Annotated in this window: 20 protein-coding genes; 3 read left to right on the top strand and 17 right to left on the bottom strand. The window is 58.7% G+C overall.

Features of this window, described 5'->3' with window-relative positions; all coding sequences use genetic code 11:
- Nucleotides 1-58: 58 nt before the first annotated feature.
- Nucleotides 59-1,324 (top strand): helix-turn-helix transcriptional regulator, encoded by a 1,266-nt coding sequence (locus OJ996_RS23285; protein ID WP_264516110.1) that lies wholly within the window; start codon nt 59-61, stop codon nt 1,322-1,324.
- 74 nt (nt 1,325-1,398) lie between these two features.
- Here OJ996_RS23285 and OJ996_RS23280 read toward each other — a convergent pair whose 3' ends face one another.
- From OJ996_RS23280 to OJ996_RS23240, 9 genes are all read right to left on the bottom strand, one after another.
- Nucleotides 1,399-2,001: a hypothetical protein gene (locus OJ996_RS23280; protein WP_264516109.1), complete on the bottom strand. Its 603-nt coding sequence runs from the start codon at nt 1,999-2,001 to the stop codon at nt 1,399-1,401.
- Nucleotides 2,002-2,056: 55 nt separating this feature from the next.
- Nucleotides 2,057-2,356, bottom strand: a complete 300-nt coding sequence (locus OJ996_RS23275; protein WP_264516108.1) for a hypothetical protein — start codon at nt 2,354-2,356, stop codon at nt 2,057-2,059.
- A gap of 409 nt (nt 2,357-2,765) precedes the next feature.
- Nucleotides 2,766-3,224 carry a hypothetical protein gene (locus tag OJ996_RS23270; RefSeq protein WP_264516107.1) on the bottom strand — a complete coding sequence of 153 codons (459 nt, stop codon included), beginning with the start codon at nt 3,222-3,224 and terminating at the stop codon, nt 2,766-2,768.
- Nucleotides 3,225-3,501: 277 nt separating this feature from the next.
- Nucleotides 3,502-3,921, bottom strand: a complete 420-nt coding sequence (locus OJ996_RS23265; RefSeq protein ID WP_264516106.1) for an SMI1/KNR4 family protein — start codon at nt 3,919-3,921, stop codon at nt 3,502-3,504.
- A gap of 33 nt (nt 3,922-3,954) precedes the next feature.
- A complete protein-coding gene (locus tag OJ996_RS23260; protein ID WP_264516104.1) occupies nt 3,955-4,491 on the bottom strand; it encodes a hypothetical protein in 537 nt (178 codons plus the stop codon).
- Between the two features lie 126 nt (nt 4,492-4,617).
- Nucleotides 4,618-4,965 carry a hypothetical protein gene (locus OJ996_RS23255; protein ID WP_264516103.1) on the bottom strand — a complete coding sequence of 116 codons (348 nt, stop codon included), beginning with the start codon at nt 4,963-4,965 and terminating at the stop codon, nt 4,618-4,620.
- 14 nt (nt 4,966-4,979) lie between these two features.
- A complete protein-coding gene (locus OJ996_RS23250) occupies nt 4,980-5,477 on the bottom strand; it encodes a hypothetical protein (protein ID WP_264516102.1) in 498 nt (165 codons plus the stop codon).
- Between the two features lie 78 nt (nt 5,478-5,555).
- Complete coding sequence (locus tag OJ996_RS23245; protein WP_264516101.1) at nt 5,556-5,801, bottom strand: hypothetical protein; 246 nt, start codon at nt 5,799-5,801, stop codon at nt 5,556-5,558.
- Between the two features lie 58 nt (nt 5,802-5,859).
- Nucleotides 5,860-6,030 carry a hypothetical protein gene (locus tag OJ996_RS23240; protein ID WP_264516100.1) on the bottom strand — a complete coding sequence of 57 codons (171 nt, stop codon included), beginning with the start codon at nt 6,028-6,030 and terminating at the stop codon, nt 5,860-5,862.
- 107 nt (nt 6,031-6,137) lie between these two features.
- On the opposite strand from OJ996_RS23240, the gene OJ996_RS23235 reads away from it, so the two are divergent.
- Nucleotides 6,138-6,407 (top strand): hypothetical protein, encoded by a 270-nt coding sequence (locus OJ996_RS23235; RefSeq protein WP_264516099.1) that lies wholly within the window; start codon nt 6,138-6,140, stop codon nt 6,405-6,407.
- Between the two features lie 37 nt (nt 6,408-6,444).
- Here OJ996_RS23235 and OJ996_RS23230 read toward each other — a convergent pair whose 3' ends face one another.
- The 5 genes from OJ996_RS23230 to OJ996_RS23210 all read right to left on the bottom strand — a co-directional run bounded on the left by OJ996_RS23230 (nt 6,445) and on the right by OJ996_RS23210 (nt 10,051).
- On the bottom strand, nt 6,445-6,858 hold the full coding sequence (locus OJ996_RS23230) for a hypothetical protein (protein WP_264516098.1): 414 nt from the start codon (nt 6,856-6,858) through the stop codon (nt 6,445-6,447).
- Nucleotides 6,859-7,155: 297 nt separating this feature from the next.
- Nucleotides 7,156-7,644 (bottom strand): DUF4259 domain-containing protein, encoded by a 489-nt coding sequence (locus OJ996_RS26605; RefSeq protein WP_425605574.1) that lies wholly within the window; start codon nt 7,642-7,644, stop codon nt 7,156-7,158.
- A gap of 122 nt (nt 7,645-7,766) precedes the next feature.
- Nucleotides 7,767-8,267: a DUF6714 family protein gene (locus OJ996_RS23220; RefSeq protein WP_264516096.1), complete on the bottom strand. Its 501-nt coding sequence runs from the start codon at nt 8,265-8,267 to the stop codon at nt 7,767-7,769.
- Between the two features lie 534 nt (nt 8,268-8,801).
- Nucleotides 8,802-9,002, bottom strand: coding sequence for a hypothetical protein (locus tag OJ996_RS23215; RefSeq protein WP_264516095.1), 201 nt, complete (start codon nt 9,000-9,002; stop codon nt 8,802-8,804).
- Between the two features lie 662 nt (nt 9,003-9,664).
- Entirely contained in the window at nt 9,665-10,051 is a 387-nt protein-coding gene (locus OJ996_RS23210; RefSeq protein WP_264516094.1) for a hypothetical protein, read from the bottom strand.
- A 588-nt stretch (nt 10,052-10,639) separates the two neighbouring features.
- Between OJ996_RS23210 and OJ996_RS23205 the strand changes: the two genes are divergently transcribed.
- Nucleotides 10,640-11,344: an IS5 family transposase gene (locus tag OJ996_RS23205; protein ID WP_264516093.1), complete on the top strand. Its 705-nt coding sequence runs from the start codon at nt 10,640-10,642 to the stop codon at nt 11,342-11,344.
- Between the two features lie 191 nt (nt 11,345-11,535).
- Here the strand turns inward: OJ996_RS23205 and OJ996_RS23200 are convergent, their stop codons facing one another.
- The 3 genes from OJ996_RS23200 to OJ996_RS26600 all read right to left on the bottom strand — a co-directional run bounded on the left by OJ996_RS23200 (nt 11,536) and on the right by OJ996_RS26600 (nt 13,136).
- On the bottom strand, nt 11,536-11,979 hold the full coding sequence (locus OJ996_RS23200; RefSeq protein WP_264516092.1) for a hypothetical protein: 444 nt from the start codon (nt 11,977-11,979) through the stop codon (nt 11,536-11,538).
- Between the two features lie 175 nt (nt 11,980-12,154).
- Entirely contained in the window at nt 12,155-12,571 is a 417-nt protein-coding gene (locus tag OJ996_RS23195) for a hypothetical protein (RefSeq protein ID WP_264516091.1), read from the bottom strand.
- 193 nt (nt 12,572-12,764) lie between these two features.
- On the bottom strand, nt 12,765-13,136 hold the full coding sequence (locus OJ996_RS26600) for a DUF6331 family protein (protein ID WP_425605573.1): 372 nt from the start codon (nt 13,134-13,136) through the stop codon (nt 12,765-12,767).
- Between the last annotated feature and the right edge of the window lie 83 nt (nt 13,137-13,219).

The raw sequence follows: 13,219 nt of genomic DNA, 5'->3' as shown, positions 1-13,219 counted from the left end.
GGGATATTTTGGAACTGACAACGATCAGGACTCCCTTCACAAACCCGGATCGTAGCTCATGGAGACGATCGATTCCCGGCAACTCCGTCTGTTCAGCCAGTGCGTTCTGGAGATCCATCAAGCGAGCTCCGCGGATGCCGTGGCGGAGGCGGCGATGCTCGCAGCCGAGAAACTCGTCGGCGGGGAGCACGGCTACTTCTTCGAGTTCTTCGCCGGCGGCGGCATGAGATTGCTGGCGGAGCGCACCGGGCCCTCGCTGGCGGCCTACCTGCCCGTGCTGGCGGCGCATCATCGCGAGCACCCGGGCGTACGCTTCTGCCTGGAAGACCCGCGGGGCGGCCCGACAAAAGTCACCGACTTCCTCTCCGTCCGCGACTGGCATCGCACGGAGATCTATCAGTCTTTCTGCCGCCCGCTCGGCATCGAGGAGAACTGCGGCGTCGACTTCCGCCCGGCAGGTGGGAACACCCACGCAATCGTCATCAACCGTTCACGCCGGAGCTTCACTCGCAAGGACCTCTCCCTCTTCGGTCTCCTGCGGGACCACGTGACGGCGGCGCTGGAGTCCATCGGCAGGGCGGACAACGCCAGCATCCGGATCGATGCGGACGGGCGACTGCTGCAGAGCGGTCCCGAGGCGGAGCTACTCTTGCAGAGATGGTTCCCCCGGCGGCGTGCAGCTCATCTGCCGGAGGAACTGCGGGCCTGGGCCCGCGCCCGGATCGCCGCATCCTCTTCCCCGGGATCCGCTCCTGCCCCCCCACTGCGCCTGACGGGGAAGCAGGGCAGGCTGGAGATCCGGATCAGGCCCGCGCCGGGCAGCTTCGAATTGATCCTGTCCGGATCCCCTGCCCCGGCTTCGGGAGAGGCCATCGCCGCCGGTCTCACGCCACGGCAGCGGGAGGTCTTCGAATGGGTGGCCGCAGGGAAGTCGAATCCGGAGATCGCCTGCATCCTCGGCACCGGCGTGGAGACCGTGAAGACCCACGTGAAGGCGCTCTACGAAAAGCTCGGCGTCGAAAGCAGACCCGCCGCGATCGCCCTGTTTCATGGAAGCCGCAGGGGCGCCGTGGAGCCAGGGCCGAAGGCCTACCCTTTAGCCTCGCTCGTTCATCAGCATAGGCAGCATCAGATAGCCGATATCGGCCCCCACCACGATGAGGGCCACCCAAGCGAGCGATTTTCTCTTCTCACCCGCGAGAATCGAACACGCCGCCACAACGATGACGGCGACCAGGAGCAGCCCCAAAAGGGCCACGAGCGTGAATCCAAACACCCGCCCCAGCGGCGTGACGGACAGCGTGAAGAGAAAGGCTGCGGATAACGCAAGCTTCCATCGCCATTGGATAGATTGATCGAACTCCATCTTCGCATTCGACTCCGCTTGCCCTCCAACCGCTAGCGCGGCACCTGCTCCGACTCCGTTGGGGCCATCTCCCCGCTCTTCCCCCCGGACTCCATGCCCTTGGCATCTTCGGCATTGCTGTCTTCCGCGGCCTTCTGCTTCTTCAGTTCTTCCAAGAATTTCTTGGCCCCGCTGGCATCCTCGCCTGCCTCCTCGATCAATTCGATCTCCCGCTCGATCTGGGCGATTGACTCGTTCAAGGTCGAACGGACCTCACCGCTCCGGGGAGAATCGCGGCGGCTCTCCGAAATCCTGCGGCGACTGTTGTTCTGCTCCTCATCGATTCTGATCCTCAGAAGGATCAGCTTGGTGTTCTTCTCCAGATCAGCGAGGTCCGCCCCGGGGTCGATCGTCCGCAGCTCATCGGTGATGATCTTGCACCGATCCATGTCCTTCCTGAGACGGGCGAAAAATTGTTCCCTCTCGTCGAGATCCACCATGAACTTCAGGTCTTCCATGACGATCGCCCGGGTCGTCTCATTCTGAATTCTCGCAGCGTCCAGTTTCAGCCGCCTGGCGCGCTGGGCAGTACTCTCCCCGCAACTCGCAAGCGCGAGACCCAAGACAAGCGGAATGGCGATGGTGGTGAACCTCATATCTTCTCCGGACACGCGGAGCATAGCGGCTCCCGGACAGGGATGAAGCCCGGAATCACGCGCGGTGCTTGGTATCGATCAGAAACTCATACCTCGCATGCCGCTCGCTCTCTGCCGCCTCGAAGCCAGCCCGCTCCTCCTCGGAGCGCCATTTCAGCTTCCCGGCTTTCCCCAGATGCTTCCTCACCCGGTAAGACCAATCCTGGCTCGCAGCGCTCTCACGGCTGCCCCACCCTTCCGCCAGAGCCACCAGCTCCGCCGCAAACTCTTCCGCCTCCGGCTCCGAGACCTCGAAGGCCTGAACGATCAAGCCCTGAACTTCGCGAACAAGGGGAGTGACGGGGAACAGGCTCATGCGGGTGAAGCTTCTAGGTATCTAGCACCCCTACACGCAGCTGCGAACTCCAATTCCGGGGCCGTGCCTTCCGGTCGGCAAGCGCAGGCTCAAGCACCGGAGTCACGGTGCCTGCTGGACTCGGCACGGTATTCGGAAGAGGGAGACTGGAACTCGGGTCGTGAACGCCAATAGCCCTCGCCGAGGAGATCAAACATGGCCCAGTTCCATGCCTCGTCATGGAAGATGAGCCAGCGGTAGGGATCCGTTACCGGCGCATAGGGGTAGAGCTCTTCCGCTCGGGCTACCGACGTGTCCGGAGCAATGCCTCCGTAAGCGCTAAGGCACTAGGCGAACATGTGCCGCTCGTGAGCGAGGTAAGCGGCATACTTCGCTTCATCGGCGCCCTGTGACGATGGCATCTCGTGGCTTATGAATGATTTCCCGAATCGTCATTCGGCTCATCGTGTTCCAGCCGGTCGATTGCCGCAGCCACCGACGCGACCTTCGCGGGCCGGATCTCCACCGAGCGGATCGTGAAGTCAGGGCCGGGCCGGCCCCGGGAATACTCGAATGACTGGAGGCGCCCCCGGTGCACCATCAGCTGAATGGTGCCGGTCACTTTCTCCTCCGCGATGCGCAGGCGCGCCAAACAAAATTCGCCGCCTTCTAACAAAGGCGAGCGGGCGGAGCCCCGGTACCACATGCAGACCATGCGGTTCCCTGCCGCCTTCTGCACCGTTTCCAGATCCTCCAACTGCATTCGGATCGCCTGCGATTCTTGCTCCGGAAGCTGGGCCAAGACCGCCTCCACGACTTCCATCTCGATACCATCCAGATGGCTCGAACCGCCATGGACCAAACGCTTGACTAGTCGCCCTAGATTCATCTCTTTCAACAAACGACTCATATGTAGGCAATCATCGGGCGGAAAGGGAGCCTGAAATCTCCGCCCATCGGGATCATCTCAGCCCCATCTCCACCTTTGTCCGGGCAGCTTCTCTCGAACACGCCGGGCCCACCCAGACCTTCGCGAACGAGGGGAGTGACGGGGAACACGCTCCTGCGGGTGAAGTTTCTAGGTATCCAGCACCCCGACACGCAGCTGCGAACTCCAATTCCGGGCCCGGGGTACGCTTGCCCGCGTCCGATTGTCCGACCCTAGCCTACCCCGCATCAGTAGGACTGAAGTACAGCTCGCACAGTTCATCCAGATTTCTTGCGAGCACAGTCGGCGGAGCATCATCTCCAGGCAGGATCAGAACAATCGGCCATGGAAGCTCCGCATCCATGTCATACGCGATCAACTGAGCCCCCGCATCGCTCCCAATCACCCAATAACCCGGAAAGCACTCCTCCAGTGTTCTCCGTGTCTCCGGATTGATGGTGATGTCCACCGCGTCAATGCGCAGACAGTCGAACTTGTCGGCCGCATAGTCCACTTCATTGAATCCCCGCTCGGCTCCGTTGCACTTGCGATAGAAGCGCTCGAGCTCGTTCGCGATTGACTCAGGCGCAACCGCGCGGATCGCGGTGATCTCCCCCTCTGTCACAGGTGCACCGGTCCAAATTTCGGCGAGTCTCATCTTCGGGACACTTCTTTGAACGAGGATCAAGGATCAGGCCCCAGCAGACTGCTGCGTGCCAGGATCCGCCTGATTGCTCCGCTTGGGCCCGATGTACCGGCGTCTGAATGAGAACTTCAATCGATCATACCGATCGATCAGCACATGAACGTCGGCTGTTTCGGAGAGGGATTTATAGACTACCCGGCGGGGGCCAAGCGTGGTTTCCGGCGCTTCCTCTTGTGAACCCGGCGTTGTGCATCCGCTTCCAAACTCGAAATCTTGATCCGGCGGACCAAACGTGGAGAACACCTCCTCGGGGGTCCTGATGTCCTTCGTGAGCGCATGGAGTCGGACGGATTCTTCCATCGAAACCTCCGTCCAATAGGTAGCCCTCAGAGACTTCGGTGCGCGTCCTCCACAAAACGGACAATGGTAAAACAAAAGGTGCCCGCGCCCGTTGTGATGGAGGAGGTGATACTCATTCATCAACTCATCGAAGACCACCGGAATGGAATCGTCGGCAACAGCCCGCTCAAACCAGCGGCATTCACAGGCAGGTGTATCCGGATTGGGCATACGGTTGGGCATTTCTTTTGATCAAGCCTCAAGGGTCAGGACTCTTCCGACTGCTGTGCGCGAGCTTCCGATGGCTCGCTCTGGAGATGAATGCTGATCGAATGATGCTCAGACCCCATGCCATGAGTAAAGCCGACATCACGGGAGCAACCCCATCTTCCCCTTCATCCGGGCAGAATCTCTCGAACACGCCGGGCACACCCAGACATTCTCTCCGCTCGCCGGGGAGCATGCCGGATAAAAGTAACCATCATTCGGGAACTGCTGCCAATGCTGCTCCATGAAATCACCCGGCAGCCCGTCGGCGCCCGGCCCTTCAAGTTCCGGAGCCAGCTTCATCCGCTTGTCATGGACGACACAGAATGCCTCATCGCCCACGAACTTGGTCTTGTTCACATACTGCACCTCCCGCCCACGCGACGCGACCCCGCTCGACCCGCAGGAACACATCGCCAACAGCACGGCAGCAGCAAGCAGCATCTTCATCTCCGTGCCGGATACTACAGCCCACCCGAACCCCGATGAAAGCCCGGACTCGATCCAACGTCCGGTGGCCCATCAATATCATGGAAGAGGACTCGCCCATCCGGCGTGCAAGTAGAAGCAGGCCCGCGAATGATCCCTCGGCGCTGAGCCTCGGCGCGCAGGATCTGGCAGCTAGCGCGGGATGCTTCATCCGTGGACGGCAGCAACCCTGGAAGCCAATAGAGAGCCTTGTCCACCGCCGAAGGCTTGGCATCCAGCAATGCCGAAATTTCCGCGAGGACTTTGCGGCCACCCAGCTTCTTGATGCCGAACGCGAGCCAAAACTTGATGCTGCCGGCGTCCGGATCCACGAGGCCGGCACGCAAGACGACCAGCGCATGCGCAGGCTGCCGGATGCAAGAGGTGGCCAGATCAAGAGCGCGCTGCTCGTAGCCGTAGCCACGGAAGCGAATGCAGGCACTGACGAAAGCAAAGCACTCGTCATCGGAGCGCTCCCGCAACCAGCGCTTCACACCGGTATCGCCATCCGGGCCGCGGCCCGCGCGCATCATCGCTTCTGGATCATTCTCATCCACGGAATGCCCGAGTGTTTAAGATCTCTTCCTCAGCCTGTCGAACACGAGATAGGGAAGAAAAACGAAGGCGACGACGAAATAGCACCAGAACACCGGCGCCGCCAGAATGCTTCCCGCAACCATCAACCAACCCACCTCCTTCACGACACCGATCGCCATCAGGATCAATCCGACAATACCCGGACCCGCGCCCCACTTCATGATCGGCGAGATCGCAAACGGCATCATAAGCCGCAGCTTGGTCTTTTCGGAGAGAGGCATACACAGTTACCCAAGTTCAGGGATCGGCGGCCAAAGGAGCCTTGCGACATTCATTCGCTTACTCAGCCCTGTCGATCTCAGAAGCAACTCGCCCCGCCTCCTCGGCCAGGTAAGGAGAATTCTCCAGCGTCCAACCATCGTCGCACCAGTCGCAGGCGTTGTACAGATTGCCCAGGAAGGGAACCTCGCCGGGAGTCATATCGGAGGCCACCACCAGCATGCGTTCCATCGCATTGAAGAACTGGCAGAACTCGGATGGCGTGAGCTCCCGGTCCAGCAGCAGGCCGATCTGCCTCCTGAGCTCCCTCCTGCATACCTGAAGGCCTTCCCCCCGTCGTGAGCTCGAAACCGGGAAACGAGAAGCCGATGAACTCCAGCATCTTCGCCCGGGCCTGCCGGATATCACTGGCATACGCCTCTAACAGCCGGTTGTCGTATTCGCCGCCGCTCTCGACCACGGATTGGATGAAGCCCTCGATGTCCGCCTTCGATGCAGAACCAAAACGACACGCGACGGCGAGCTGTTGGTGGTCGGTCATTCTTCTCCAGAGCAACCCAAGCTCCGCGAACTGGCCCGCACAAGGCGATTCGCGACAGCCGGGTTAGGTCCGCGTTAATGCACGCCGAACCCACCTCAGCCCCTTCACCACGACGCGCGGTAGAAGTAGACCCTGTTCGCCTCCCGATCGACCGCATACTTGCACATGTACTCGGTTCCCGGTTCCCACTCCTCGATCATCAGCGTTCCAGCGGGCACTTCAAAATCCCCACAGTTGCCGGCCTTGTCCAAGGGGAGGAACGCGGAAGGATTTCTCCACGGCGGCGACGGCAACATGACAAAACTGTCGATGTCACCGGGGCGAACAGTGAATGAAACACACGCGATGAAATCCCCTTGAAAATCGACATACCCCTTCGATCCGGAGATCTCGGAAACATACTCCGGCACGCTGAACCCGGACTCCTTGAAAACACTCCGCAGATGAACTGAAAGCGGTTGTCGCTCCCACCACACCTGGTGCAACCGTGCCGCAGCAAAGATCAAGGTCGGAATCACGAGAAGCGCGAGACACCCCCAACGGGTCTTCTTCTTGGCTCCTGGCTGGAGATTCGCATCACTCATTCCTGGCGAACGTTTGAGCTGATCGAAGGGTTAGCATGCCTTCTCGAAGAGTCGTGCAGCGTTGCTTCTGCTGTGTTCACGGCAGAAATCGGTAAAAGGCGCTCGAGTCGTCTAGCGATCAAAGTGTACGCAACCAGCGGTCTGAGGTGACGCCGGAATCCACCACTGGAGCAGACCAGCTCGCGGCGGCTGCCAGGCGCGACTTATTCGGCCCCGCTTTGGATGGTGGCTTCATGGCCGGGTCAGTCGCTCACGAAGATCCCTAAGGCCAGCAAGCCAAGCCAAATAGTCCTCGGAATCCTCCTCAGGCGGCAGACCTCCCCTGTGCGCCGTCGAGAAGTCGTCGGCTCCACGCCACAGCGAATTCAACTCGGACGATTCGTCGAGTATCAAGTCAACTCCTCGAATGGCCGCACTCACAAGGTCGTCTGGTGGCGGGCGAAGTGTCAGACGTGCAAAACCATCCGGCGCATCGGCCAGCGGATGTCCCCGCATCGCAGCAATGACCTCTGCCGCAGCCAATACCTGCTCTTCATCCGGGGGAACCGCTGACGACTTGGCCTGGCCCCCAAAGAGTTTGGCGATGAGCCCTGGAGGCTTTCCCCTCGACGGCGGATCAAATGTGGCACGCAGCCTATCGTCCGAGGGACTGTCGAGGTAATCGCCAAGCCAATCCAAGGCCCGGTCATTCTCAAAACTGTGTGGTCCCCATGCTCCCATAGACGTGTTACGTTTTTTGTTCGATTTGCGGATGAACCAGTGTCGCCATGATCTGGCCTAACGTGAAGGACCAAGCACTAACGGCAGCCGGTTGGCTGCATCCGCTCGTGGTGGCTGGAGTTTCATGGGGACCAGATGTGGTGAGAATCGCATAGTTCTCTGAACTCGTCGACACATCGCCGCTGCCCTTCTGTCAGCAGTTCCAGTCGATCACCCGGTCGTCTTACGGCGGTGCAGACCGCGACAAAGGCTCCGTTCGGAAAGTCGCGAAGAAAATGACACATGAAGGCAGGCAGATAGAATCGCCAACCTTCAGAATCGGAGAACGTGAAATACTCTTGGAAATCCTCGATCTTGGAATCGGAAACCTCCTGCCAAGAAGTCTCGAAATCCTTAGCCTTAAGTTCTTCTCCGCGCTCTTTGGAAACGCCCCACTCATCATCATATGCCCGGGCAACGTGAAGCGTAATGCGAGGAGCTGGAACTTCGCGAAACTCCGTGGCGATGCTGGCCAACAGAGCCTCAACTCGCTTGCACATCTCGACAAACCTAGCCGCATCAGGCGTCGACAGGTCATACCCGCAGGATTGGAGTTGGCTGTATGGAATGAAGGAGGAGTGCATTTCTAAGCAGAACAACCCAAGCTCAGCGACCCGGCTCGCGGAACGCCACGATTGCAAACCGCGAGATCATGCCGGGTTCGCTCCAGCGCATGTTTAGGCCTTTCAATCTGGAACATATCCTAGTCTCTCCGGGTCTGGCTCAACGCCGACAATGACATCATCACGAACGAGAACCCGCAAGTGTGCATCTCTCTGACAACGCGGACACTCCACGTAGCCCTCACCGTCCACAGAGCCGCCCTCCGGTCTGCCACCGTTCTGAGGCTCCACGCACTCTCTCCAAGGATAGCGGTCGCCGATCCTCAATTCCTGCATCCCGCCGACGTAGCCAAAGTAACAATCAACGGTCGTCTCGACGACCGCACCGCACCTCGGGCAAGTCAGTGAAATGTGGAGAGTATTGTATGTGCCCATCGCGCGGAACGGCCTAAGGACCCAAGCTCAGCGACCCGGCTCGCGGAACGCCACGATTGCAAACCGCGAGACCATGCCGGGTTCGCTCCAGCGCATGCCTAGGCCATAAGGTGTCCTCTCTCATAAAATCTGCTTCGGTGAAACATCCATCTGCTCTGCGGCTGCGATTAACGCTGCAGCAATTTCTCTGGCATCCTCAGAGGTAAGCTCCGTCGGATCTCCATGCGGCGACACAGCCTTCAAATGAATGGACGATCCCCGCTCTATCCAGAACCGAACCTCACCACCAGAAAAGGTCTGAACTTGATACTCGGTGCTCATATATGATGAAGCCAATGTCTTAGCCCTCCGAACCGCGAGCGGAGGACCTTGAACTCAAATTGGGCGCTTCCGAGCGGTTTGGAGCGGCGGCTTGCTCGGCGGTTGTTGTCGGGAATGAGGCTAGAACAGCTCGTAGAATCTTGCGTGTCCCATGTGCCAAGTGTCCTCGAAATCCCCACCAGCCCCCATCTGCGAAATATACCGTCTGGTCTCCCGATTCGATATGAACCCAATTGTTGATAAAATCCCGGCCCTGCGTGCCGAACTTCAATTCATCGATCGAGCTGATGGAAACATGACGCCGCCGCCCGACAAATTCGATATGCCCGTCTCCAACTGTCAGGATTCCGATGTCCTCGTAAGCAAAGAGGCTCCATCGTCGCCAAGTATCTTCTCCAGGGAGAAACCAAACGTTCCGAAATGTCGTAGGTTGGCTCATGATTGTTGATGGCAGAGTTCTTGGATTGCGGCCCACCGTTTGAACTGTGGCACGGCGGGCATCAGGCGTCCAGAGCGCAGCGAACTAGCCGCCTTGTCCGCCGTTGCTTTTGTTCCGATGGACAAGGTCGTCGCCATACTCGTCCTGAATCATGAACTGATTCACCCATCGCTCGGAATGCGAATTTTCTTTCTTGGAGACATTGAGGTATCCTTGTTCCGTGTCACCATCCGCCGATATCATCCGCGGATTGGCGTCCATCTGGTCCAAAGGATCGAATCTGCGGATTGTCTGGTTGCGACAGGTCGAAAGCGTAAGGGCGTCCCCACGGATCGGAATATCGATTCCCGGGCCAATGACCGGAATCAAGAGGCACAAGAAATGGAATCTGCCGAACATTATCACCGAGGGTAAGAACGCGAAATGGGTCGCTCTTGGAATCCAGCGGCACTCCATCCTCGTCCCGGTAGGCCAGAACCGCCCTTCGGATCGCTTCGGTGTCATTCTTGGTGCGTCGCACGTCCGCATCCATCTGCGCCTTCCAAGATCGCAGCTTCAGCGCCACTCCACACAGCAGGATTGCAAGCGCTGCAAACGCGAGTTTCTTCATGACCTTTCCGCCGAAGGTCTTAGCCCTCCGAGCCGCGAAGAGGAATCTCCGATTTCAAACCGGGCGCTGTTGAGCGGTTCGGAGCGGCGGCTTGCTCTGCTTCTGATCCTGGGATCTCGGACTCGCTCCGCACACCATTCTCATCAACCCGGAGGCACCAAACAGAGCAGTTGCATCTCAGCGATTCGTGGGAACGCACGACAACCCCGGTAGCAATCAGATCGTCCCGCTCACCATTGGCATTGGCGTCCTCATCGTATGCGGTAACGATCATCCCCTCGCGAAGCTCAATCTCGTTGCCACCCTGAGTCCGACATGTGTCACCATGGGAGAGACACAGAATATCCCCGAAGCACCCGTTGAAGTCCGCGTAAAGTCGAGGTTCCTGCAAATCGTAGCGAGCCATCGGGTTCTAATTTCTGGCAGAATACTAGGGCGTGTTTGAAAACCACGGAAGAATGAAAGTACTGCCCGGCTCGTACGTTTTGATTTCATCTTCCGATGAAACCGCCCAACTCGTACTTCCATCTGTCCGACGCGCTCTGGCTGGCGCTAAAAAAATTAACGTAGTCCAGAATCCCGCTGAGGGTGAACAGTACAACAATTGGTGGCAGGCCTCCCTCGTGCCACCGGATGTTGACGACAGGCATGATCTACGTTTTGCGCACCGGTTGTGCATGGAGGGCGGTGCCGCCGGATTTCGGACCGTGGGAAACGGTTTATTCGCGTTGGCGCCTATGGTGCTCGAAAGGGGTTTGGGAGAAGATCTTGAAATACCTGGCCCGCGGCAGGACCGGCGCGTTGCGATTCATCGACTCGACCCACCTCAAGGTTCACAAGGACGCCCATGGCGGGTGCGGCGGCAAGGAATTGCAGGCCATCGGCAAAAGCCGGGGCGGCCTCAACAGCAAGTTGCACGCGGTGGTGGACGGCAAAGGCCGCTTGGTCAGAGCCTCCCTGTCTCCCGGCAACGTGCACGATGCGAAGGCGGCACCGGATCTCCTCGCGGGGCTGCGGGGAGTGAGGATTGTCGGCGACAAGGCATACGACAGCGGACCGCTTCGCGACACGATCCACCGTTCACGCAGCCGGCATTGCATCCCCAGCACGGCGAGGCGGAAGATCCCCGCACCGTTCCACCAAGGCTACTACCGCCACCGCCGCCACGTGGAGAATTTCTTCCAGCGCATCAAGCGCAACCGGCGGATTGCCACGCGCTACGACAAACTGGCCGACACCTACTTCAACTTCATCCTGCTTGCTGCGTGCTTGGACTGGCTGGCAACTTCATGAGGTTTTCAAACACGCCCTAAAGCTCAGCGACCTAGCCCGCAAGAGCGTCGATTGCAACGTGAGCGGAATGACCGGGTTCGTCGCGGCGCATAGATAGGCCACGTCGTTATAGCAGAACCATTAGAGGTGGCAAAGGTGGGAAGAAAGCCCTCGCTCAACCTGGGGCGTCGGCGGCGGTGGCCACCCGCGACTTATCCTGCCTTTTCGGGTTCTTTCAGGGTTAATTTCAGTGCGGCCTCAAGATCTCCCATCGACAACGATCTGATTACCTCTTTAACGCGATCTTTCTCTGGCCAGATGGTCCACCCGGCGTAGGGAACGTTGATCGAGTTCTTGATGAGCCTCATCCAGTCCCAAGGGCCCCGGAAACTCCATTCTCTGTCCGGTATGAGCGAGCGAAAATCTCCTGGTCTCTCGAAGGCAAGAAAAGGGGTGCATGTCGCGCCAAACCCCTTTGGTGAAAGTTCAATGTCACGAAGCGAAACGACAGCAACAAACCTCTCACAATAGACGATCTTGTCCTCGTAGAGATCTGAGAGAATGGGTGAAAACGCATCGAATCGGAGACCAGCATCGCCGGGAAAATAGGACAGTTCGTCTTCGGTGTACTTCTTACGGAGCTCTTCGAATGTCATGAGAGGACTTATTTTCGGCAGAACAACTCGACTATTGGAAGTTCCCCAAAAATACACAAGGCCTCAATGGACTGTGGAACTGCACACTATCTCGGGGAAACCGGAATCTGCGGAACTACAAGACAAACACCGGCAGAGCTCAATCGCATGGGATCATGCGGTGTGAGCTGATCGCTCACTCCACAGCCTCCACCGCAGCCTTGGGCTTCTTGCGCGCCTTCTTCTTGGCGGGCTTCGCTTTGATGGTTTCCTTGGCCTTGGCGGCGGGAGCGGTGGCCGCGGACAGGATCTCCAGCAGTCTGCCGCGAACTTTCTCGGCCTCCTCCCGGGTCGCGGATTCAATGTCATGGGAAGAACCCTCCGTGCCCGTGGTGTACAGCCGGATGTAGTGCCGCATCTTGCCCGCGTCCTCCTCCGAGATTTGTAGGAGGCGCACGACACAATCGGCCCTGATGAAGTCGTGGGATTCCACCCCATCGCTCTCTTCGCGGACGTGGATGAATCCCTTCGGTGCGTCATCGACAAACTTGGATTCCTCCGCGAGCGCCACTTGGGCGAATAACAAGGCCGTGATCAGGAAGAAGCGCTTCATCATGACCGCTTAGTTATCACGCCATCCCTCCGGACTTCAAGGATGAGTCGAAGGGACGCCCCTCCCCCGCCACCATCCCCCAGCGCAGCCGCAGTCCGATTGATGATTGGAAGATTGGTGATTGATGATTCCGCCTTCAAACCGCCGCCCCTCGGACCGCTCCGACGGGAGCTTGGGAATCAGTTTCTCGAACTCAAATCGGCTCCTTCCCTGCGTCCGCTTGTTTGCTCAGTCTTGGGGTTAACCGTCGAGTGTCTCCAATGATTTCTAGAATCCACTTGGACAGTTCTGAACCATTATCCCATATCGCATTAAAATCATCCTGGGATGACCAACACTGGCGAGTTTCGTGCGAGAATTGTAAGGCAGCCTGTTGGGACTCTGCGCACATTGACTCTGTTGCATTTACCCCGTAGGCCATGATGGCACTTTCAAGAGTCGAATCATCGAAGGAAAAGGCATCCAAGCCACAACACCCTGCTACGCAATAGGCCTCACAGTGACGAGTGAAGCCAATAAACGACGCGGGAAATGAAGCATCGAGATGGTCGGCGGCTCGCGTCATGTGTGTTCAAGATCGAGCGTCGAAGTTCACCTAAGCCCTACCGTGAGCGTGGCTTCGACTGCAGGTTGGTGGTTGAATGTTCA

The sequence above is a fragment of the Luteolibacter rhizosphaerae genome (genome assembly GCF_025950095.1).
Classification (GTDB): domain Bacteria; phylum Verrucomicrobiota; class Verrucomicrobiia; order Verrucomicrobiales; family Akkermansiaceae; genus Haloferula; species Haloferula rhizosphaerae.
This window is presented reverse-complemented; position numbering and strand designations above follow the sequence as displayed.